Source organism: Priestia megaterium (genome assembly GCF_041941685.1).
GTDB classification, from domain to species: Bacteria; Bacillota; Bacilli; order Bacillales; family Bacillaceae_H; genus Priestia; species Priestia megaterium_C.
Genome location: NZ_CP130958.1, coordinates 2,802,114 through 2,825,298, shown reverse-complemented (window position 1 = coordinate 2,825,298; position 23,185 = coordinate 2,802,114). Strand labels below are relative to the sequence as shown.

The following is a 23,185-nucleotide window of genomic DNA, read 5'->3' as shown; positions in this document are numbered from 1 at the left end:
TAATAGAGTATAAGGAGGAAAGAAGATAAATGAAAAAGCTTACGTATCTTTTCGTTCTATTACTAGTCTTTTCTGCTGTGGCAGCGGGCTGCGGAAATAAAGAAGCGACAACAGGAGGAAATGAAAAAACAACGTTAACGCTTTTTTCTACGATGAGTAATAAAGGTGAGAGAAAAGCGCTTCAAAACGCGATTGCAGAATTTGAAAAACAAAATCCAGATATTAAAATTGATGCGAATTTTCCGGGTAACGGCTATGAAGATATGCTTCGTGTGAAAATGGGTGCAAATGATATGCCGGATTTATTTGATACGCACGGCTGGTCTCAGCTTCGCTACGGGGAGTATGTAGCAGATTTAAAAGATATGGATTGGGTTCAGCATTTAGATCCGGCGCTGAATCAAATTTTAAAAGATAAAAGCGGCAAAGTGTATGCGTATCCTTTAAATCAAGCAAAAGACGGAATTAGCTATAATGCAACGCTATTAGATAAATATAGAATAAAGCCTCCTAATACGATGGATGAATTTATCAAAGCCTTAGAAACAGTAAAAAAGAAAAGCAAAGGAGAAGTAGCGCCTCTATGGATTCCCGGAGGGGAAAACGGCAATATTGCTCAAGTGTTTGATCAGCTGGCTACACCTCAGCTTATTACAGCAAAAAATAAGAACTACGCTAAGCAGTTGGAAAAAGGAACATTTAATTGGTCAAACTACACGCCGCTAGCGGAAACAATGGCAGAAATGAAGAAAAAAGGGTTATTGAATGAAGATGTATTAACCGCAAAAGTATCTCAAGCAACGGAATTAATGGCTCAAAATAAAATTGCTTTTACATTTGTGGGCGGATCTCTTGGACCGGATGCAACAGAATTAAATCCTGAAGTAAAAGTAGGAACGGTACCGGTGCCGGCTATTCATAAAGGCGGTACGCAAAGCTGGATCGGCGGAGAGCGCTTTACCCTTGCTGCGTGGAAAGATTCTAAGCACCTTAAAGAAGCGAAGAAATTTATTGAATTTGTGTCACAGCCGGAAGTTGCCAAAAAGATTGCAGAAGGAACGTCTTCAGCATCGGCTCTGACAAACAATAAAACACAAAACTACTACTCTGCATACTACGATAAGTATAGCGATATCAAAGTTGAGCCATACTTCGACCGAAAGTATTTACCGAGCGGCATGTGGGCAGTGATGTCTTCTACAGGTCAAGAATTGCTAGCGGGAAGTTTAACGCCAAAGCAATTATCAAAGGAAATGGAAAAAGAGTACAAGCGTCTCAGTAAACAATAGAATAGTGTGCAAAAGTTCCTTGTTCGCCGAGAAGCAGGGAGATAGGCTTCTGCTTCTTTTCAACACAAGCTGAAATAGGAGTGAACACGATGAATGAATTAGTCAGGAAAGAGCCGGTTTCTGTAGTAAGAGATACGGAAAAACGAAAGAAAAAATTAAAAACAGAATCCTCTTTATGGTGGATGTACCTTCCCGGCTTAGTAATTATCACCGTTTTTATTATCTATCCTTTTATTAACGGAATTAGACTTTCCTTTACTAATTGGAATGGATTTTCACAAACGTACGATTGGATTGGGATCCAGCAGTATAAACGTTTGCTTGCAGATCCAACGACTTGGCTTGTGATAAAAAATACGCTGCTCTACGGAATAGGCAGCACCATTTTTCAAAATATTATTGGCTTGTTATACGCTTTACTTCTCAATCAAAGCATTAAAATGAAGGCTTTAACGAGAACAATTGTCTACCTTCCGGTTATTATCAGCCCAATTATTATGGGGTATATCTGGTACTTCTTTTTTGCCTACCAAGGAGGCGCTTTAAATGACCTTCTTGTATTTTTAGGCTTTGAGAAGATTAATGCTTTGGGAACTCCGGAGCTTAACTCTTGGATTATCGTGTTCGTCAATACGTATCAATTCGTTGGAATTGCCATGATTATTTATTTAGCGGGGCTGCAAAGTATTTCAAAAGATTACTACGAGGCAGCGCAGCTTGACGGAGCATCTGCTCTTCAGCAGTTTAAAAACATCACTCTTCCATTGCTTATGCCTTCTATTACAATTAACGTCGTTTTAAATATCATCGGGGGTTTAAAACTGTTTGACGTAATTGTTGCGCTGACAGGAGGAGGACCTGGAGATGCATCACAGTCGATGTCTACTTTTATGTATGACTTATATTTTAGAAGACAAGACGCCGGCTATGCAGCAACTCAAGGTGTGTGCATGGCGCTTATTATTTTAGTCATTAGCTTATCAGCACTTGTGTACTTTAAACGAAAGGAGACAGAAGCGTGATGGACTATACAAATAACGTGATGGACTATACAAATAAACGGAAAAAACGATTTTTTACCTTTCTAGCTCTTTGTATAACGCTCGTTCATATTGTCCCTTTTTATATTCTAGTTACGACTTCTTTAAAAGCAACCGGGGATTTTAGTTCCAAATGGGTATTTCCAAAAAGCATACATTTTGAAAATTTCACAACAGCTTGGGAGCAAGCTAATTTAGGAAACTCTTTCATGAATACGTTTATCATTACGTTCATTTCGGCAATTCTGCTTATTTTTTTAGGATCAATGGCTGCGTATCCTTTAGCGCGCCGACAAACGAAATTAAATAAGTACGTCTATTTTATCTTTATTGCCGTGATGGTAATACCGCCTTTAACAGCGCTAGTTCCGCTGTACAAAATGGTTGTGAATATGGGAATGATGAATACGTACCAAATTGCCATTTTAAACAATGTCGCAGCATTTTTGCCGCTAACGATCTTTTTGTATGCGGGCTTCATTCGCTCCACTATTTCTAAAGAGCTCGAGGAAGCAGCAAGAATTGACGGTGCCGGTACGTTAACGATTTTCTTTAAAATCGTATTTCCACTGTTAAAGCCCGTCACAGCGTCTATTTTAATTATTGCCAGCGTCTATATTTGGAACGACTATCAGTTTGCAATTTTCTTCCTTCAAGATAAGGAAATGCATACATTAACCGTTACGTTAGCAAGCTTTTTTGCCGGAAATCAAAATAATCTTAGCTTAGTAGGAGCAGCTGCGATTATTGCGATGCTTCCAATGACTATTTTATTTTTAGTGCTACAAAAATACTTTATTGCAGGGCTTTCATCAGGATCTGTAAAAGGATAAAACCAATACGAGGAAGGAAGATGACGATGTCTAAAATCACATTTATCGGAGCGGGAAGTACAGTTTTTGCAAAAAATATTTTAGGAGACTGCATGTTTGTACCTGCCTTAGCTGGCTTTGAATTTGCTCTTTACGATATAGATGCGGAGCGTTTAAGAGATTCGGAAAATATGCTAAACAATTTAAAAGAAAACTATAAAGTGAATATTACCGTTAAAGCCTATTTAAACCGCAGAGAAGCTTTAACAGGAGCAAAGTATGTGATCAATGCGATTCAAGTAGGCGGATACAAACCAAGCACTGTCATTGATTTTGAAATTCCTAAAAAATACGGCTTGCGTCAGACGATTGGAGATACAGTAGGAATTGGAGGAATCTTCAGATCACTGCGCACGATTCCAGTGCTGTTTGATTTTGCAAAAGACATTGAAGAAGTATGTCCGGATGCGCTGTTTTTAAATTACACCAATCCAATGGCAACACTAACGGGTGCAATGCTGCGCTATACCAATGTAAAGACGGTAGGCCTTTGTCACAGTGTTCAAGTATGTACAAAAGATTTATTTGATGCTCTCGGAATGGACCATGAAGGAATAGAAGAGAAAATTGCAGGGATTAACCATATGGCATGGCTGCTGGAAGTGAAAAGAGATGGACAAGACTTATACCCAGAAATCAAGCGTTTAGCAAAAGAAAAGCAAAAGACAAAGCATCACGATATGGTGCGTTTTGAGCTAATGGATAAGTTCGGTTATTATATTACCGAATCGTCTGAGCATAACGCAGAGTATCACCCATACTTTATTAAACATAAATATCCAAATCTTGTTGATCAGTTTAACATCCCTCTTGATGAATATCCGCGCCGATGCGAAGAACAAATTAGCAGTTGGGAATCCATGAGAGAAGAAATGGTCAACAACAGTCAGTTAACTCATACACGTTCACATGAGTACGGCTCTAGAATCATTGAAGCAATGGAGACAAACGTACCGTTTAAATTTGCCGGTAACGTATTAAATACCGGAGGTTTAATTAGTAACCTGCCGACAAAAGCGTGTGTAGAAGTTCCGTGTGTTGTAGACCGAAGCGGTATTATGCCTACTTATGTAGGAGAATTACCTGAGCAGCTTGCGGCGTTAAATCGTACGAATATTAATACTCAATTGCTAACAATTGAAGCAGCGGTCACTAGAAAAAGAGAGCATATCTACCAAGCAGCGATGCTAGATCCTCATACAAATGCGGAATTATCTATGGATGACATCATTCGTATGTGCGATGATTTAATTGAAGCTCACGGTGAGTGGCTGCCTGATTTTACAGGTAAAGTGAATCAATACGTGTAACGAAAGAATCCTCGGCTGTGATCAGCTGAGGGTTTTTTGTTCTTAGAAAAAGAAGGGAATATCATCCAAATCGATATTGACATTTAAAAATCTTCATCATACACTGTAAGAAGCAAGTCATTTCATACTAAGAAAGGAAAGGTACTGTAGACAATGGATAAGTAATCCTATTTTTTAGACATTCTTTTAAAACTTTATTTTAAAATGAACATTTGTCTAGATAGGATTAGTCTGTACATTTTTAGGTGCCATTTCTATATGTCTTATATGAATTGATTTCTCCCTTTTTTTACTCTATAAAAAGGGTGCATATTTGCGTATGCCTAATTATGACCTCTAATCCTCTCTAGAAATCCTAGGGAGGTTTTTTTATGTTATTGTTAGAAGCTATAAATATTGAAAAAAGCTATGGAGACCGCCTGCTGTTTCAAGCAGAAAAGCTTCAAGTACATCGCGGAGAGCGAATTGGAATTGTTGGGAAAAATGGAGAAGGCAAATCGACCTTGCTTCATATTTTAATGAAAAAGATGAGTCCGGATCAAGGAATTGTTCAAATATATGGCCGTTCCTCCCTGATTCCGCAGCTCGACGTTCAAACTACGGCAGCCGTGTCCCCTGAGATGAAAAGCCAGTGGAACGTGCCAACTGAAGCGGACTTTCTTAGCGGAGGAGAAGAAACAAGAAAGAAAATTGCAGCTGCTCTTTCATCCGGCGCAGAATTGCTTGCAGCGGATGAGCCAACGAGCCACTTAGATGTAAAAGGCGTGGAGAAATTTGAAGAAGAAATGAAAGCTTTTACAGGCAGTCTGCTGCTGATTTCACATGATCGAGAATTGTTAAACCGCCTCTGTACGTCCATTTGGGAAGTAGAAGACGGCAAAATTCACTGCTACGAAGGCAATTACCAAGAGTATGTGACGCAAAAAAAACATGCAGTTGAAAGACAGCAGTTTGAGTATGAACAGTATGTAAAAGAAAAGCAGCGGCTTGAACTGGCCTCTGAAGAAAAAAGCCAAAAATCAAAGTCGCTTAAAAAAGCACCGAGCCGCATGGGGAACTCTGAAGCGAGACTTCATAAACGAGCGGTTGGAAAACAAAAAGCGAAGCTAGACAGAAGCGCAAAAGCGATTGAAACAAGAATTGAAAAGCTGGAGAAAAAAGAAAAGCCAAAAGAAATGGAAGAGATCCATTTTGACCTATCGCAGTTTCACCAAGTACACAGCAAGCAGGTACTAAGCTTTGACAAAGTCTCGGCATCAGCTGGCGACCGTATCTTGTTTCAAAATCTAAAAGGCGGTGTAAAGCCAGGTGCGAAAGTAGCGATTGTCGGCAAAAACGGCGCCGGTAAATCTACGCTGCTGAATATGATTAAGCAGCAAACAGAAGGCATCACGGTTGCGAAGCCTGTAAAACTGGGTTTTTTCCATCAGCGTCTTGAAAATCTAAATCCCGCTAAAAGTATTTTGGAAAACATTAAAGAAGACAGTCCGTACACCGAGCAGTTTATTCGTACGGTACTATCGCGCTTACTTTTTAAACGTGAAGACGTGTATAAAAAAGTAGAGATGCTAAGCGGAGGAGAACGAGTAAAAACGGCATTAGCAAAAGTCTTTTTAGGAAACTATAACGTTCTTCTTTTAGATGAACCGACCAACTATCTTGATCTTCATACAAAAGAAGCGCTTCAAGAAGTATTAAAAGCTTATCCAGGGACGATTTTATTTGTGACGCACGACCGCTACTTTGTTAAAAAGCTTGCGACGCATGTTTTGACGTTAAAACAGTCTAAAGCGGAGCTCGCGGCGATTGAAGATACGGGTAAAAGCAAAAAAGTGTCACAGCAGCAAAATGAAGCCGAGAAACTTGCGCTTCAATTAGAATTAACAAAAGTTATCAGCGAGCTTTCTATCATGCCAGAAGGAAAAGAAAAGCAGCGGCTTGAAAAAAGATATGAAGAGCTGTTAGAGGAAAGAAAACGATTAAATAGAAAGAAAGGATAATATCACTTCGCCTAACAATGAATACAATGATGTTACTGAACATCAAAAGCGTATTGAAGGAAAACTAACGGATATGAATGTAAAAGGAACGCCCAAAAGAATAAAATGGATTGGGTACGGAATCATTATTTTCTTTGTGATTCTTATTCTAATGATGATCGTTGGCGTATTTATCAATTAAAATAAAAAACAGCCGCTTCAATGTTGAAGCGGCTGCTTTTTATTTACCTACTTTGGTGACAATGGCATCTCCGTTTTTTCCAACTCGTACAGTAGCAAAACGAGCTTCGCTTTCCACTTTGCTGCCGGTTCCTTCTGGAATAAAGTAATGCTCAATGCCGTACTGAATTCCCCAGTCGTGATACTTCCCCGTAATGACAACGTCTTTCTTTTTAGAAGTATACGGCTTATTCCATTCATCATCCGCTTGGTAGATTTTTGCGTATTCATACACGCCTTGTTTGTTAGGACGAAGAACGAGCTTAACTTTTTCACCGTCTTTTACATGAGGTAATGTAACGTGCGCAATGTCGTAATTCAGCTCAACGTAATCGCCTTGCAGCAGCGAGCGCGGATCAATCGGCTGTAAAGCGAGCTTAATTTCTTTTCCGTTTTGAAGAAGCACTTCGTTTTTAGTGAAAATGCCGCCCAGGATAATAAGCTGAACAAGAACGATGACCCACACAGAGGTTCGGCTGCGGTCAAGAAACGATGGCTGCGGCTGATCAGGCGTTGACAGGTCCCATTTCCTGCTTAGGAAAAGAAAGATCAGACCTAAAATAACAAGCACAAGTGATTTATTAAATAAATCCCACACAAAGTCGTAATATTTCATCGCTAAAAAAACAAACCAGAAGATCATGCCGACAATAAAATCATATTTCGGCTCTTTTCGTACCGTCAAAAACAAAAAGAGAGTTGAAATCACAAAAAACACCGTGCAGTAAATGATATTTAAAAAAGACGGTTCGCTTAATTCAGTCAGCGAAAGTAAAAAGATAAAAGCAAGAAGCAACGCTGTTTTTTTAAACGCGTGGTGTACGTTGATCGCGTACACAGCGGCATTTAATAGAAACAAAGCGGGCAGCACATAATCTATTTTAATAGCGTCATAGTAAGTAACCGGAACCTTTATTAATAGAAGCCCTTGCACTAGTACAAAAAACAACAGGCGAACGGGCGTATGCTTAGTGAACACGAAAAGCGCCACAAGTGCGATGACGTAGATAAAAAACAAAAAGTCGTGCACAACAAAAGAAGCGCCGCCGCTGATTAATACGCCCATCATTAAAAGCGTATATTTTACCGTTGGAATATCTGCTTTAATCAAATAACATGCCACAATCAGCAAAACGCCAATCACAAGCATTCCGTTTGTTGGGTACGTTCCTGTAATAAGTGTGATGAGTCCTCCTAAAGAGCTGCTGCCTATCACCGATGCAATGGCCGTAATCCCAATTACCGCTATACGTTTAATCACGCGCAGCGAAGTTTTTTGTGCTGAAGTGTTGGCAGTGAGCCATTTAACAAACCACACGCTTGCACCAATAAATAAAATCACGAATCCTAAAGCTAAGAACAGTGACCATTCAGCGTAGTGTTTAAAAATAAAAGAGAAAAACTGTTCAATAACAAATAAAGCAAATGCCACAATGGAAATCCCTAAAAACGACCTTTGCGGCTCCACTTTTGAAAAATAAAAAAAGGAGCTTAGTAAAAACAGCAAATAAAAAATAATAAGACCAATCCGTAAACTAGAGCTCCCTGTAAAATACGGCAGGGAAAGAGTTAAAAAAATGTAGTGAAACAAACCAAACGCTGCGTACATGACCACAGGAGACGAGAGGTGTTTCTTTTTTATAATCCAAAAAATAATCAAGTTCACAAACGCCATTCCTGCGTAAAGTAAAAGCGTCCCGTGTTCGCCTCGCTGTGAAACTGCGCCTGTTGGTGAAATGAAAAAAGCCATGGTGAATTGAAATAAAACAAACGATAACACATAAAACGGCTGATACTTTGTAAAAAGGCTAAACAGAATAACCGGCACAAGCCAAATTAAAAACAGCCAGTATGATTCAGCGTGCGTGTTGTAAATTTGAGAAAGAAGCGCGATGCTTAATCCAAATGAAAGAGCGCCGGCCAAAAGCGTCCAGTGACTTAAAAATGCCTGCTGAGGAAGCAGCTTTCGCACCGCAAATGCACTTCCGTAAAACAGCAGCATCAGCCCCACGCTCAGCGCAATTTTAGTGTAGCGGTCAAAGCCTTGCCAGTTCGATGCAAAGAAATATAAAATGCCGGACAAAACAAGAGCCAACCCCAGTAAATAACCGAGTCTTACGAGCTTTTCTCTCATACTCAACCTCCTCTTTATATTATGTATATACTAGCGCATGTTTGAATATTTGGAAATAGAAAGAATGAATGCGTTTTAACGAAAAAATTGTGTAAAAAGGCCTTTTAGTGGCGTGGAAATGTTCCGCGTGTACCTGCCCATAAAGCAAGCAAAACATTAAGTGACATGCGGAATGCCGTCAGCCCAAAAGCAGCAAGCAATTGGTCGAAAAAGGTGTATGAACCGTTTCAAAAGCAGATCAAACCTTTACTAGATGCTGAGATGCCGACTTTACGTCCTCGACCTCAACTGTCAGGAGTAGGAGAGGCGTTACCTGGAAAGACCTTTGGTGAAGTGTTACATGGGTTAACGACGTATAAGATTGGACGTGTTTCAAAAGGCCAGTCGAAAACGTTGGAGAAAGTCGAAAAGCCTGGTGGTAAGGCAAATGTTGAAGGGGGTTATGGTCAGGGGGCTGTTGCTAGGGGTACGGGTAATCCTAGACACGAGCCGGGAGTTGCAACGGAAAGCTTTAATTTTAGAAATAGTCTAGGTACACAGAAAAAACTAATGTATCAAAATGGAGATATAGGTATTATACCTCAAGAGGTCAGAGATAAGTTAGCAGGTAGAGAATTTAGAAGTTTTGATGATTTTAGAGGTGAGCTATGGAAAGAGATAGGGAATTCAAGTTTTGCAAAGAGCTTTAATAAGGCGAACCAATCGCTAATGAATAAGGGGTTTGCTCCAAGGGCACCGAAAAATGGACATTACAAAAGCTTGAATACTTATATTCTACATCATAAACAGCCAATTGAAAAAGGTGGAGGGGTGTATAATCTTGATAATTTAATCATTGTTTCTCCAAGAATGCATCAGGAAATTCTTGATAGACCATATCATTTTGGAAGAAAAGATGTAAGTTTACGAAATCATTATTATAGGAGGTAAGAGTTAAGATGAAAGAAACAAGAATTAGAAAACTAGTCGAGGAAATAATGGAACAAAGATACCTTTTGAAGCCTGATGATAAACTAATTACGGAACTTCAATCGCTTGTAACTTTTCCTGATGTGGGTGATTTATTCTATATTGATCGGGATTATGAATACATTAGTAATAGAATAATCGATTACGAGAACAGAAAAAAAGATAACCTATCTAAAAAAGAGTTGATTGATATGGTTACAAAGATAATAGATGTTTCTGAGAAGGAGTATGAAATTGATAATCTTTTACTAATAGTAGAAAATGCAGTGAAGAATAAAGACATCTCAGATTACATTTACTATTCAGATGAAGATTTAACAGCTGAACAGATTATAGAAAAAGCACTTTCTAGTAAATAGTTTAACAATGAATTAAAGGTAATCAAGATGTTGCAATATAAAATTGGCTGTTAAAAAAGTAAATACTCATACTGGTTGTACCATCATAGAAATTATGTGCAATGATAGAATAGAAAAGAAGTACGAGCTTAGGTGAGATGACATTTTACTGGGTGATGAATATAAACACACGGAATGGATACTAAATTAACGAACTCGTACAAACCCGTAAGCTTTAAGGTAGTGATTGTCACGACACATAAAAAGTGTCATATTGTTACTACAAAACTTACAAGTTTATGCTACTTAAAAATAGATGAACTTCAAGCACTTGATTGTCGATTAAAGGCAACAAGTGCTTTTTATTGTAAAATAAAAATGTATATTGGACTAAAATGTTAATTTAACCGATTAAGTTGGAAAAGTAGTTCAGACAGTGGAAGTGGCGAAGTAGTCTTAAAAACAACAAAGTATAGAGAGAACTACGGTAAAATCAAAATGGATGACTTCTTTGAAAGTCAAACCTATACAAGAATTAGTGATGATCGTGTATTAACGTTGGATCAAAAAATGGTTAAAGGAATAGATGGTGTATATGAAAATACATCTCCACCACCTAAGTATGTAATAGCGGAGGCTAAGTATAATACATCCAGGTTGGGAAAAACAAACGATGGAAAGCAAATGAGTGAAAATTGGATTCTTGGAAGTGAAAGGTTAGATAGCACTTTGTCAAAGGAAAAAGCAGACGAAATTGTGACGGAAATGTTGCTCAATCCAGAAAATGTTCAAAGGATTGTTATACAGGTTATGCCTAATGGAAAAGTAGTGAAGAAAATTCTTGAAGAATAAAAGGTGGGAGAGAGATTATGATAGCTACTGCAATAAGCATGAACTTGAGATTCTATTTTCATTGCTCCGTGTTGAAGATGAAGAGCTATTTGAAATATGTATTGATACTTTAAGGAGCTTTACAAACTTAGAAAATAAAAGAATGATAAGAGACAATCCATATATTATAGAGAGAATAAATGAGTTCATCCCAAAATCAGGAGCGGCAGTTAAGAAAATTTTTGAAGATTTCCTGTTAAACATTAAAAAATAGCCCAAAATTATTAATTTATAGTCTATGTAAAAGTCAACATACATGTTAGGTTTTATAACATAAATTTCTGAATAATCATTTACTTATTCACTTATTTCATGGTATGTTATATGACATAGATATTGTAACTTGCAATATGAGCTGAAAATTAGCTGTTGCAATATATACTTATTTTTCTAAAAATGCACCTGGATGGGCTGGTGCTCTATACATATATGAATACATCTAAAGTATAACTAGTCAAAAACAATACAGGCATTTCTATTTATAGTGATGTTTGTTCTTTCGAATGAGTATAGTTATAGTAGGTGAAATTTTTAAGAAAGTTATTATGGTTTTTAAGTTGAATTTTTGGAATAGTTTGTTATTTTACTAATTCTTGTTTTGACACTTAGAAGTAGGTATAAAAGTTTACTAATAAAAGAAAATGCAGACGGAATTTAATAAGTTTTTTAGAATTTGTGGGCGATTTTCTCACTTTTTTATCATTTTTGAATAGTTTATAATCATCAGACAATTATACTGTGATATAGTTATAAGTGAGACAGAAAAAGGTGTGTTCTTAGGTCGCACCTGAATTTTTTTACTACGTAAGCAGGAGCGCCTACATCTTTTTACAAATATAGGGGATGAGGAAGGTTATAATGAGCAACGTACAGAAAAAAACAGACGTTATCTTAATTGGTGCCGGAGTCATGAGCGCAACTTTGGGATCATTACTCAAAGAGTTAGCACCTGAATGGGACATTAAAGTATTTGAAAAACTCGCAGACGCAGGGGAAGAAAGCTCGAACGAATGGAATAATGCAGGGACGGGCCATTCTGCGCTGTGCGAACTAAACTATACATCAGAAAAAGCTGATGGATCTATAGATATAACAAAAGCGATCCGAATTAATGAGCAGTTTCAGCTGTCAAGACAGTTTTGGTCTTATCTGGTAAGCAGCAAGTTGATTCGCAATCCGCAAGATTTTATCATGCCAATTCCACATATGAGTTTGGTACAAGGGGAAAAAAATGTATCGTTTCTGAAAAAGCGTTTTGAAGCGCTGTCAAACAATGCGTTGTTTCAAGGAATGGAGTATTCCGACAGTCCTGACAAACTAAAAGAATGGATTCCGCTAATCATGAAGGGGCGCACGTCAAATGAACCGATTGCCGCAACTAAAATTGATTCGGGAACAGACGTAAACTTCGGTGCTTTAACACGCATGTTGTTTGATCATCTGAAAAATAAAGGGGTTCACGTTCATTACAAACGAAGTGTAAAAGATATTAAACGTAAAAGTGACGGTATGTGGGAAGTAAAAGTCGCAGATGCAGACAGCGGCAAAGTTGAGTACCACACGGCAAAGTTCATCTTTATCGGCGGTGGAGGCGGAAGCTTGCCTTTACTTCAAAAAACAGGTATTCCTGAATCCAAGCATATTGGAGGATTCCCGGTAAGCGGATTATTTATGGTATGCAATAACCCTGAAGTAATTGCACAGCATCACGGGAAAGTATATGGAAAAGCCAAAGTCGGAGCTCCGCCAATGTCAGTTCCGCACCTTGATACACGCTATATCGATAATAAAAAAACGCTGTTGTTTGGTCCATTTGCCGGCTTTTCACCGAAATTCTTAAAAACAGGTTCGAACCTGGATTTAATCAGTTCTGTGAAGCCGAATAATATTTTAACCATGCTAGCAGCAGGCGTCAAAGAAATGGCGTTAACAAAATATTTAATTCAGCAGGTGCTGTTATCAAATGAAAAACGTGTAGAAGAACTGCGTGAGTTTATCCCGAACGCTAAAAGCGAAGACTGGGATATTGTTGTAGCAGGCCAGCGTGTGCAAGTAATCAAAGATACGGAAGCTGGAGGGAAAGGAACGCTTCAGTTTGGTACAGAAGTTGTAAGTGCCGCTGATGGTTCTGTTGCTGCACTTCTTGGCGCTTCTCCTGGTGCATCAACAGCGGTTCACGTTATGCTTGAAGTATTGGAAAAATGCTTCCCAGAAAACATGAACAAGTGGGAGCCAAAAATAAAAGAAATGATTCCTTCCTATGGCATGTCGCTAGTTGATCATCCAGACTTCTTTAACGAAATTCATGCGTCCACTTCACAGACGCTTGGTTTAATTAAAAAAGAGTCTGTTTATAGCTAAAGATTTTACGCCGTAACAAACAGCACATGTGTATGTGAAGAAATCTACAGGCGTGCACAAACACCACCTTTTCTTGAGGTGGTGTTTTAATGGTCTTTATATGTAGAGTTTGATTTAAGGGCGGTATTGATTGCTTCCAGGCTGAAGCTTTAAATTCTTCCACGCTGCAATCGCATCATCGCGTCCTTTTCCATTGTTTGTCAGATCGTTAAAAAAGTCGCAGATAAAACGGTTGTACTCAAACTGAGGCGCAATTTCTTTTTGATAAGAAGGCTGCTTTTTTCGTTCTTCTTCTTCATACCACGCTTTTACCACATCTCGATAGGTCTTTCCTGTATTTTCTTTAAAATAGTTTTGAATATACGTGGAAAAATGAAACGTAGGATGAATGGCTTCTTTAAAAAAACCCGTACTTCTTGACTGCAGCGGTGATTTTTCCCAATGACGGTATCTAATGTTAGCGGCGCTTGTGTTTTAGAGGACGAGCGTCTTTTAGACGGTGCTCCTGAGTGTTGAGTGTCACCGGTCGTTAAAGAGACTTCAATTCTTTTTGAAAGTTCCATTTTAGATAGGGACTGTTACGTACCTTTTGTTAGAAAAATTCAAATGGCTTAGAAAATCGGCAATGTCAGGTCTATGTGCAGAAGAGAGCGCTTGAAGCTTTTCAAGCGTATCGTGTTCTTCAAAAGAAAGCACGTTATCTTGTTTACCTTGGATGGCGCGTATCCAGCTGTCTTCCACATCAATAATATGAAAAAGAGTTTGTAAAATGCTGCCCACTCCTCCAACACGCTCCTTCAACAGTTCTTCTCTTAAAAGTTTATAACACCAGCTAAACCATTCATCTCTCACTTGCCAATTATATTCAAAAAAATGAATCATCTACCGCACCTCACATGTTTTTTACCTCTTATTTAAATTAGATGAACGCTGGTAAATTCCTTTTTATAAAGAAGAAAAAGCGTCTAGGCAGGGTGTCTCTTGCAAATTCCAAAATCAAACAATTACAATAAGAAAAAAGGAGTTGATCACATGACGCTACATAACAAAGTCCTTTCTACGATTCTAGGAGGAGCTGTTGGAGACGCTTTAGGCGTTCCAGTTGAGTTTAAAAAGCGAAATTCATTTCGGATTACGACTATGACCGGCTACGGTACATATAACCAGCCTAAAGGAACGTGGTCAGATGATACATCTCTGACGATGTGCTTAATTGATAATTTAATAGACAAACAAGATGAATATGATTTAATGCAAAAATTTGCGAACTATTGGTCGGACGGCTACTGGACGCCGTACGGAGAGATGTTTGATATTGGCATCGCAACAAGCGAAGCGATTCGCCGCTATAAAAGCGGACTTCCTAAAGAAGAGTGGGGAGGAAGCGCTGAATACGACAACGGAAACGGAGCGCTTATGCGTATTGCACCGCTTGCGTTTACACTATGTGACGAACCGAGCTTTACAAAAAGAAAAGAAGAAATAGAAAGAATTGCGCACGTCACGCACCGCCATGTGCGCTCTACGCTTGGCTGCATTATATATGTAGAGCTGCTTATTCGTCTTCTTGACGGGGACGAGCCTTTTGAAGCATATGAAAACGCGGTAAATCTCTGTCAAAAGCATTTAACAGGTACGGAGTATGAAGCAGAGTTTTCTTCGTACGAACGAGTGTTAAACCTAAGCTTGCCGCACGCAGGGAGAAATGAAATCCAGTCAACCGGATACGTTGTCAGCTCGCTAGAAGCATCGCTTTGGTCTTTTCTGCAAAGTGATGACTACGAAGAAGCTGTACTTACTGCTGTGAATCTTGGAGAAGACACAGATACAATAGGCTTTATTACAGGTACTCTAGCAGGAATGTATTATCAACTGGATGGTATTCCTGAAGAGTGGGTTTGTCAGCTTGCTAAAAAAGAAGAGTTAGAGAAATCGTGTAAGAAGTTTGCGGATATATGTTAGTGGATAATAAAAATTACTTTAAAGAGCGGAGGAGATAAAATGAAATTTTCTATGGATTTTGGCGATACCAATTTTATCGGAGTGGCAAACGCAAAAGAGTACCAATCATTTATCGATGAGGATTGGGAGCTAGACCAGCTTCTGAATCACTTCGGTAGTGAAATGAAAAAGAGAAATATCCTAGTATGTCAAATGACAGAAGAAGGAATTGAACACTCTTGGAACGTAGAAGTGAAGATTGGAACAGAGTCGGATGTAGATACATACTTTAGGAAAGCAACAGGTTATATAAATGTAACCAATCATCAGCTTTATCTCGTAGATTATGACTGCCTTACGATGGCCGCCCAGTTTGAAGATCAGTTAGTGCCTGATGAAAACTGTTCTAAGTATAGAATTGATATTAAAAATGGTATGTACAAGCTCGAGCTTATTCAATTTTATAATGTTGACAAAAATGAGTATACAGGAAATGACCGAACTGACCTTTTATTGAACTTTATTAAGGTGGAGCATGTTGAAGAAACAGTCGATGAGGTATTTTGGTGTACGTATTAAGTAGTAAACGTACCGTAGGCTACTAACTTAGAGGTGGGGTGTGCCATTCTAAGGCATCCTATCTTATTTATATATTCACTGAAACCCTCTGGCTTTGCGTCAGAGGGTTTTTATGGTCAAAATCATTTATAGTATACTTTTACATAACATACAAACTACACGTTAAAGAAAGGTGAGTACAATGCCAAATGCATGGGATGCAGAACAAATCGTATCCGTACCGCTTGCCAACACGCTAATCGAGACGCAGTTCCCAGAACTTGCGCCCGCTGCGATTTCGCTGCTTGGCTACGGCTTTGACAATACGGTCTATCAAGTGAACGGCCGCTTTGTGTTCCGGTTTCCAAGAAGAGAACTCGCAGTAGGACTATTAAAAACAGAAAATCAGCTTTTACCAAGCCTTGCTTCTCAATTACCGCTATCCATTGCAGAGCCCCTTTTTTTCGGTAAGCCGAATGCAGGCTATCCTTGGCCTTTTACGGGCTATCACTACGTTCAAGGAACTCCGCCTGCGAGATTAACTGAAGAAGAGCGCATACAATCTGCTTCTGTACTAGCAAGGTTTCTTCGCACGTTACATCACTATCCTTACTCAAAAGCGCAAGAGCTCGGTGTCCCGTTTGATGAGTTAAATCGGCTTGATATGATGAAGCGAAAGCCGGCGTTAGAAAAGTATGTTAAGCAAATGAAGAAGTGTAACCTCTATTCAAAACAGGCTATTCTTGAAAGCTATGTAGATAACATACAAGAAATTAAGTATCAAGAAAAACATGTACTAGTTCACGGAGATCTTCATATTAAAAATATGATTGTTGACCAAAATAATATTGTTTCAGGCATCATTGACTGGGGAGATGTTCATATTGGCCATCCGGCAGTTGACCTAGCGATTGCCTACGGCTTTTTACCTCCTAAAGGAAGAGCACGTTTTTTCAAAGAATACGGAGAAGTAGACGAAGAAACGCACAGGCTGGCAAAATGGAAAGCCGTATTTACAACCGTAGTGCTTGTAGCACACAGCTACGATCAAGGAGACAAACAAACGTTAGAAGCGGCTCTAGAAAGCTTGAACCTTATCTTTCAAGAGTAATAAAACTGCAATAGAATTTCTGTTAAATTCCTGTATAGTTAAAAAAGGATAAAAATAAAAACAACAGGTGAAGCAAACGATGAATACAAGCCACTGGAATGAATCAGCAGCACAGCTGCTAGAAGCATGGATACAGCTCTATAAAGAAAAAACATCTCTTATCCGAGAAATGGATTCTTTAAACATGCTAAAAGAAGAAGTAGACGGGGTGGACAAAGAAAAATTTCTCTCCATAGTAGAACGTCATCTGCAGAAAGTGTATGACGAGCTGGAAAAAGAACGTACAGAGTCTAACATAAATCACATGGAATATACGATGTTAACGTTTCTATCAAGCGATTATCCGGAATACATAAAAAAGCGTCAAAGCAATATGAGAAAGCTTGAACAGTTAACAAGCATACATAGGAATGTGACAGAGCTTTTCAGAAAAGAACTCATTTCTGAAGCGGATATGGTAGCGTTTAGAAACGACTTTTTTCAACTAACAGAAAAACACGCTAACACGTCATCACTAAAAGAAATCAAGGAAAGCTGGAATACGTATTTGTCGGCGTTCGTTGACTTTCAAAAAAAGCATGAACATGTAAAACAAGCGACAGCCAAAGTACTTGAAGAAGACAAGAGCTTAAAGCAGGAGTGGAAGCAATTAAGCAAAAATAAAGTAGTGACCAAACAAAAAGTGACCGCCTTTCGCACAAAGCAGCATGAGCTAAATGAAAGTATTCGAAAAGCAACAAATGCACAAAAACAATTACTCGAACTTCACTGGCCTGATATCCACAGCCAGTTTAATGCGCTGCAAGAAAAAATGAGCGGAAGTCTTTCTACAGTGCTGAAAGAAACGGAACGCAGTATGGAAGTCATTAGCCAAAACGATGCAAATGAACACGCCAAGTTAAAGCAATCATTTACCGACCTAAATGGAGTCCATGAAGTTGAAGTTCATCAAACGTGGTTAGCAGCTTTTATTAAAGAGTCACGACCATTTTTTAACGAACTGAGTGAAGATATAAAGGATACTCGGTGTCGAGAACTGTGGAATCGAATTTACGGCATGTATAAAGGAATAGCAGTAAATGAATTTATTGTTACCTACGAAGAATTTTTAGCACTTCAGCCGCTTGGCAGTGTAAAAAGCACGGAAATACCAAGGCCATTAGCTCGGTTAAAGCTAGATATAAACCCTGTTAAACTGCCAGTCTACGCAGACTTTCCCGTGCTCAAAAAGCAGCAATCATCACGACGCACTTTTCCTATTTTAATCGGAACTGTTATTGGGCTTGTTTTATTACTGACGATTGTATATATAAACCGTGATAATCAAACGCTAGAAACAAGCTCAGACGTAAAAGCCACGACCAACACGAAGCCGTTAAAAAATGAAGAGGTCAAACCAGCTGCTGTAAGCAAAACGGATCTTGAAAACTTTTTTATCTCCTATAAAGCTGCTTATTTTTCAAGCTTAAACAGCGGAGACTTTAGGGGGATGGCGCCCTACATTGACTCGAATCAGCCGGTTTATAACCAGCTGAAAAGCTACATCACATCACTTGCTGGAAAAAATGTATCGTTTGCTAACGATCAGTTTCTTGTGACAAAAACAGAATCACACGACGATGGAACCTATGACATTTATACAAACGAAGTATATACGTTCACCGACTCGTATGACGCGAGCACGCAGTTTAAAAAAGAACGAATTTATCATGTGAAAGCTGCTGGTAAAGACAAACTTCAAATTACTAAAATTGATACATTAACAGATGAGCAGACGCCGGTGGAAGAGTGAATGGTTTCTGAGAAATTATAAATAACCGCTAGTTCCTTTTGGGGGCTAGCGGTTGTTGTTGTTGGAGGCGTTGAAAGTGGTTAGGGTGACCTCTACGCTGCCAGCGTGGATATCTTGTTATATAAAATTTAAATACTTCCATTAAATACTGCCAATAGAAACAAGAAATTAATCTAAAGTACGGTCATATTTATTCCAGTTTCTCTCTATAAATTGAAACGCAGCCCGTAAATTCGTTTTATTAGCAATTGAAATAAGAGCGGGAACAACCGAAGGATCGGTTTTAGAGAAATTAGGGATTCGCGGATTTAACCGAAAAAACTGATCGCCTAAAAGCTCAGAGCTAACCATTGATTCATAGTAGCTCAATCCACCAGAGATAATCTGAAGAAACGGCAGCAAAGGTTCATTAGGCGATCGGTCTAAAAGAACTCCCCAATTTGGCGGCAGGTCCTCCATGTCTTCAGGGCGTATGTTATCGGCACTCACCATTCCCCATCCCTTCGTATCTCTTCTTAGTTGAGTGGGTTGTTCTCCTGTGCCGATGGATAATACGGCAATTTGATCCAACGGCCGTTTTGCTTTTCCCACTGCAAATGCGATACTAGCTGTACTGGTGTTCGTTGCTACTGTATACCCATCTACATAGTTTTGATAAGCTCTTTGCGTTGCGGGGGCAGCGCTGCTCCTAAGTATTACGTCACTCGCTTTTTCATTAAGATAAGGAGAACCAGGAAAGTTATGAAATAGCACAGGATTCCAACGGTTCAGCTCCGGTGAAAATAAGTGAAAGGCAGGCACAACCATTCGTTTCTTTAAGTCTCTAAGGCGAAGGTCTCGGGGGAAAAATGTTCGTATGGCTTTAATAAAACCAGAATAAGGTAATTGTTGGTTAAAAACAGGTCCACCCGGTCGAGAAACGCTGAACGTTGGTAAGATGTGATCTTTGAAAAACTGAAACGTCTCTTCTGGTGATCTTCCGCTTGCTAATGCAAGAGCAGTAAATGAACCAATGGAGTTTCCTGAAAAAACATCGGTTTCACTAATTAACTTGGGATTTTGATAAGCTAATCTATTCAAAAGCTGTAAACTTAAAGCACCTAAAGTACCGCCTCCATCAAAGGTCATAATTCGATATTTTGTCAAAGGTGATTTCTCCTTTCGAATCCCATGAGAGTATTCTGTATATATTTATTTTATTTGTGTAGATGTTGTTAATAAGGAACATTTCCTTGCTTAATTACAAAAATAAGAACAAGAAAGAGTATGAAAATGGCGGTGAAAATATTATACTCATAACATTTCATTCCTTCTTTTAATCTTTTCATTCCCTTTATAAGCGCAGGTCAAATCTAAAATAGCCCTTTTAAAGAAATTAAAGGAAATATAGTACCCGTTTCTACAACATTTTATTGTAAGATAGATTAGTTGCATATGAATCAGATATTAAAGTTCATACTAACTTACCTATTAATTAGTGTAAGGAATCAAGAAAGAGTGAGGGAAAGGTTAAAATGTCTAAGACAAGGTATAAGAACCAAAAAGAATCAAATGAAGCAATTGCGAAAGCTTATATAGAGAACGATTATACAAATAGTCAGAATAAGCTGTTGCTAGTATCAAAAGTTAATTACGGGAAAATAAATTCAAAGGTATACTACTTGTCAATAGACGATAAAGGTATGAATCTTTATGAATTTAAAAAAAATGCTGAACGAAATTTGACGTTAATTGAGCGGTATGAATGGTCTGATTTCTCTGGCGTTACAATTGACCATAGCATTACAAAATCAGTATTTACATTTGTAGGTCATGATAAAAATAGGGATATTACAATAGAAGTAAAAGGAAAGGAAGTAGAGCAAGTTATTCGTAACCATTCTTCTATGGAAGTTAGTGTAGTAAAAAAACCTGTCTGGACTAAGGTATTAGGATATCGTTCACAGACAAGTTGGAAAATGTTTATGGCTTCTACTGTTTACACCTTAATTCTTTTATTCATATTACATGCCTTATTACCAGCAGCTACTCATAATTTTATTATGGGGTTAGCTTTACTGATTCTGTTTCTAAGCATAATAGGCTTATTTATTGGATTAATAGAGCCAAAGTGGGTATTGCCTAAATTTAAAGTTAAAACAAGAAAACGTGTATTATTTTCTTATCTATATTTAATTCTTAGTTGTTTTTTTATTGCTGTAGCTTTTACAGATGGAGAATCAACTTCTACTCCTGCTTCAACTCAAGTAAGTTCTTCGCAAAACAGCGTCACTGTTGCATCTAAAAAAGATGGTGCTGATAGCAGCAAGCAAAAAGTTGAAAAGAATGATAGTGATAAAGCAGTAAAAGAAGAGAAAAAACAAAAAACTGAGGAACAAGCAGCAAAAGAAGAAGCAAAACAAAAAGCTGAGGAGCAAGCGGCGAAAGAAGAAGCGAAACAAAAAGCTGAGGAGCAAGCAGCAAAAGAAGAAGCAAAACAAAAAGCTGAGGAGCAAGCGGCGAAAGAAGAAGCGAAACAAAAAGCTGAGGAGCAAGCAGCAAAAGAAGAAGCAAAACAAAAAGCCGAGGAGCAAGCAGCAAAAGAAGAAGCAAAACAAAAAGCTGAAGAGCAAGCAGCAAAAGAAGAAGCAGAACGAAAAGCTCAGGAGCAAGCGGCAAAAGAAGAGGCAGAACGAAAAGCTCAGGAGCAAGCGGCAAAAGAAGAGGCAGAACGAAAAGCTCAGGAGCAAGCGGCAAAAGAAGAGGCAGAACGAAAAGCTCAGGAGCAAGCGGCGGCAAAACAAGAAGCAGAGCGTAAAGCCCAACAACAAGCAGCTAGTCAACAGGCTACAACTAGCAGTTCTACTAGCAGCAGTGGAAATTATAAGCCATTTGAAAATGATCCGAGTGATGATCGACAGTCTAATATGTCTTGTTCGGGTCAAATCAAAGGTAACAAAAACTCGAAAATTTACCACGTACCTGGCGGAGCTTATTATGATAGAACTCAAGATAACATTGTTTGGTTCTGTTCAGAAGCGGATGCACAGGCAGCTGGGTATAGAAAATCTCAACGATAAAAAATGTATGCAACCTTTAAAAGCTCTCCTATATGTTTCTTGGAGAGCTTTTTTCTTTGCGAGAGATTATTTAATGTATGTATTAAAGATACAGAACGAGTAAGTTTTAAAAGCAGAAAAGATATGAAAAAAGAATACTTTGAACAAAACAATTTGGATAAGAAAGCTTAAAGGAGAGTTTTGTAAACGCGTCTGTAAATAAAGTTCCCTTGCTCATCTGATGCTGTCATATAATAGAATTAACTATTATACTTACATTTATTAATACTTTTTCAAAGACGGACTTAGCTCTAAGGTTTTTAATAGTTTTATAGATGGGAGTTAAAGTAAGCTTATGAACAGAGAAGAGTTACTTCAAAAAATAAAGAACTTAAACATCTGGAAAAAAAGAGATCAAAGAGCTCCGCACAAACCATTGTTAATACTGTATGCCCTAGGTCAGCTACAGGCCAAGCAGCGAATGCACCTGCCGTATAGTGAGGTGAAAATCCCTTTAAAAGAGCTGCTTATGGAGTTTGGACCTTCTCGGAGTTCCTATCATCCAGAGCATCCTTTTGTTCGTTTGACAGGAGATGGAATATGGGAGCTAAGTGAAGATGTTGATAAGCGTAGTTTTACAGATAAATATTTGCTGAATACGAATATAGTAGGCGGTTTTAAATCGGATGTTTATAATCTTTTTGCAAATGATCCTGCGCTGCTTCAAGACGCAGCGCAATTTTTATTAAATGAACATTTTCCGGATACGATTCATGAAGATATATTAAGAGCCGTAGGGTTGGATTTTGAAACACAGTTAAAGAGAAAAAGAGATCCAAAGTTTCGAGAGAAAATTCTTCAAGCTTACGGATATAGCTGCGCTGTTTGTGGGTTTAACGTTCGTCTTGGACATAATTTAGTTGGCGTGGAGGCTGCTCATATTAAGTGGCATCAAGCGGGAGGGCCAGATATTGAAAGTAACGGAATCGCGTTATGTTCAATGCATCATAAATTGTTTGATAGAGGAGTTTTTACTTTTTCAGATCATAATGAGCTGTTAGTGGCAACCCAAGCACATGGAACAAATGGATTTGAAGAATGGCTTATGAAGTTTCACGGACAAAAGCTTAGAGAGCCTATTCATCCGGCGTATCAGCCGAGTGAAGATTTTCTTGGGTGGCATGTTAGAGAAGTGTTCAGGGGACCTGCTAGATATCAAGCAGGTGATATAAATTAATTTTTGTGAATGATAGATTGCTGTGTCTATAATTAGGAATTGATTCACATATCGTGATGTCAGTTAAAATACGCTAAAGAAGATA

General features: G+C 38.5%; 18 protein-coding genes and 3 pseudogenes. 16 read left to right on the top strand and 5 right to left on the bottom strand.

Features of this window, described 5'->3' with window-relative positions; translation table 11 throughout:
• Positions 1-29: 29 nt before the first annotated feature.
• From Q5794_RS14600 to abc-f, 5 genes are all read left to right on the top strand, one after another.
• Positions 30-1,289 (top strand): ABC transporter substrate-binding protein, encoded by a 1,260-nt coding sequence (locus Q5794_RS14600; RefSeq protein ID WP_374988100.1) that lies wholly within the window; start codon positions 30-32, stop codon positions 1,287-1,289.
• Between the two features lie 89 nt (positions 1,290-1,378).
• Positions 1,379-2,311, top strand: coding sequence for a carbohydrate ABC transporter permease (locus Q5794_RS14595; protein ID WP_374988099.1), 933 nt, complete (start codon positions 1,379-1,381; stop codon positions 2,309-2,311).
• Between the two features lie 20 nt (positions 2,312-2,331).
• Positions 2,332-3,162, top strand: coding sequence for a carbohydrate ABC transporter permease (locus Q5794_RS14590; RefSeq protein WP_251531339.1), 831 nt, complete (start codon positions 2,332-2,334; stop codon positions 3,160-3,162).
• A gap of 26 nt (positions 3,163-3,188) precedes the next feature.
• Positions 3,189-4,511, top strand: a complete 1,323-nt coding sequence (locus Q5794_RS14585) for an alpha-glucosidase/alpha-galactosidase (RefSeq protein WP_215054679.1) — start codon at positions 3,189-3,191, stop codon at positions 4,509-4,511.
• Between the two features lie 371 nt (positions 4,512-4,882).
• Positions 4,883-6,511, top strand: a complete 1,629-nt coding sequence (gene abc-f, locus Q5794_RS14580) for a ribosomal protection-like ABC-F family protein (RefSeq protein ID WP_374988098.1) — start codon at positions 4,883-4,885, stop codon at positions 6,509-6,511.
• A gap of 220 nt (positions 6,512-6,731) precedes the next feature.
• Here abc-f and Q5794_RS14575 read toward each other — a convergent pair whose 3' ends face one another.
• Positions 6,732-8,864, bottom strand: a complete 2,133-nt coding sequence (locus tag Q5794_RS14575) for a GDYXXLXY domain-containing protein (RefSeq protein ID WP_374988097.1) — start codon at positions 8,862-8,864, stop codon at positions 6,732-6,734.
• 480 nt (positions 8,865-9,344) lie between these two features.
• Between Q5794_RS14575 and Q5794_RS14570 the strand changes: the two are divergent.
• The 5 genes and pseudogenes from Q5794_RS14570 to Q5794_RS14550 all read left to right on the top strand — a co-directional run.
• Positions 9,345-9,794 (top strand): annotated as a pseudogene (locus Q5794_RS14570) (hypothetical protein); the annotation flags it as partial.
• A gap of 8 nt (positions 9,795-9,802) precedes the next feature.
• A complete protein-coding gene (locus Q5794_RS14565) occupies positions 9,803-10,192 on the top strand; it encodes a hypothetical protein (protein WP_214986632.1) in 390 nt (129 codons plus the stop codon).
• A 477-nt stretch (positions 10,193-10,669) separates the two neighbouring features.
• On the top strand, positions 10,670-11,023 hold the full coding sequence (locus tag Q5794_RS14560; RefSeq protein WP_251034043.1) for a cytosolic protein: 354 nt from the start codon (positions 10,670-10,672) through the stop codon (positions 11,021-11,023).
• The gene (locus Q5794_RS14555; RefSeq protein ID WP_075421785.1) at positions 11,013-11,276 is read left to right on the top strand and encodes a hypothetical protein; all 264 of its coding nucleotides are present in this window, start codon (positions 11,013-11,015) and stop codon (positions 11,274-11,276) included. The genes Q5794_RS14560 and Q5794_RS14555 overlap by 11 nt, the downstream gene beginning before the upstream one ends.
• Positions 11,277-11,920: 644 nt before the next feature.
• Positions 11,921-13,423, top strand: a complete 1,503-nt coding sequence (locus Q5794_RS14550; RefSeq protein WP_374988096.1) for a malate:quinone oxidoreductase — start codon at positions 11,921-11,923, stop codon at positions 13,421-13,423.
• 114 nt (positions 13,424-13,537) lie between these two features.
• Here Q5794_RS14550 and Q5794_RS14545 read toward each other — a convergent pair whose 3' ends face one another.
• From Q5794_RS14545 to Q5794_RS14535, 3 genes and pseudogenes are all read right to left on the bottom strand, one after another.
• On the bottom strand, positions 13,538-13,738 hold the full coding sequence (locus tag Q5794_RS14545) for a hypothetical protein (protein ID WP_311590821.1): 201 nt from the start codon (positions 13,736-13,738) through the stop codon (positions 13,538-13,540).
• A gap of 39 nt (positions 13,739-13,777) precedes the next feature.
• Positions 13,778-13,986: pseudogene (locus Q5794_RS14540) on the bottom strand (DUF6434 domain-containing protein); the annotation flags it as partial.
• Positions 13,987-13,993: 7 nt separating this feature from the next.
• A pseudogene (locus tag Q5794_RS14535) lies at positions 13,994-14,305 on the bottom strand (DinB family protein); the annotation flags it as partial.
• Positions 14,306-14,455: 150 nt separating this feature from the next.
• Here Q5794_RS14535 and Q5794_RS14530 point away from each other — a divergent pair.
• The 4 genes from Q5794_RS14530 to Q5794_RS14515 all read left to right on the top strand — a co-directional run bounded on the left by Q5794_RS14530 (position 14,456) and on the right by Q5794_RS14515 (position 18,825).
• The gene (locus Q5794_RS14530; protein ID WP_374988095.1) at positions 14,456-15,385 is read left to right on the top strand and encodes an ADP-ribosylglycohydrolase family protein; all 930 of its coding nucleotides are present in this window, start codon (positions 14,456-14,458) and stop codon (positions 15,383-15,385) included.
• Between the two features lie 51 nt (positions 15,386-15,436).
• The gene (locus tag Q5794_RS14525) at positions 15,437-15,943 is read left to right on the top strand and encodes a hypothetical protein (RefSeq protein ID WP_192995413.1); all 507 of its coding nucleotides are present in this window, start codon (positions 15,437-15,439) and stop codon (positions 15,941-15,943) included.
• Positions 15,944-16,124: 181 nt separating this feature from the next.
• Positions 16,125-17,033 (top strand): phosphotransferase, encoded by a 909-nt coding sequence (locus tag Q5794_RS14520; RefSeq protein WP_374988094.1) that lies wholly within the window; start codon positions 16,125-16,127, stop codon positions 17,031-17,033.
• 79 nt (positions 17,034-17,112) lie between these two features.
• Entirely contained in the window at positions 17,113-18,825 is a 1,713-nt protein-coding gene (locus Q5794_RS14515; RefSeq protein ID WP_214986622.1) for a hypothetical protein, read from the top strand.
• A gap of 168 nt (positions 18,826-18,993) precedes the next feature.
• On the opposite strand, the gene Q5794_RS14510 is transcribed toward Q5794_RS14515, so the two are convergent.
• Positions 18,994-19,971 carry a patatin-like phospholipase family protein gene (locus Q5794_RS14510; RefSeq protein WP_374988093.1) on the bottom strand — a complete coding sequence of 326 codons (978 nt, stop codon included), beginning with the start codon at positions 19,969-19,971 and terminating at the stop codon, positions 18,994-18,996.
• 368 nt (positions 19,972-20,339) lie between these two features.
• Between Q5794_RS14510 and Q5794_RS14505 the strand changes: the two genes are divergently transcribed.
• Together Q5794_RS14505 and Q5794_RS14500 are read left to right on the top strand one after the other, a co-directional pair.
• Entirely contained in the window at positions 20,340-21,884 is a 1,545-nt protein-coding gene (locus Q5794_RS14505) for a calcium-binding protein (RefSeq protein ID WP_374988092.1), read from the top strand.
• Between the two features lie 334 nt (positions 21,885-22,218).
• Entirely contained in the window at positions 22,219-23,100 is an 882-nt protein-coding gene (locus Q5794_RS14500) for a phosphorothioated DNA-binding restriction endonuclease (RefSeq protein WP_214986618.1), read from the top strand.
• Positions 23,101-23,185: the final 85 nt, after the last annotated feature.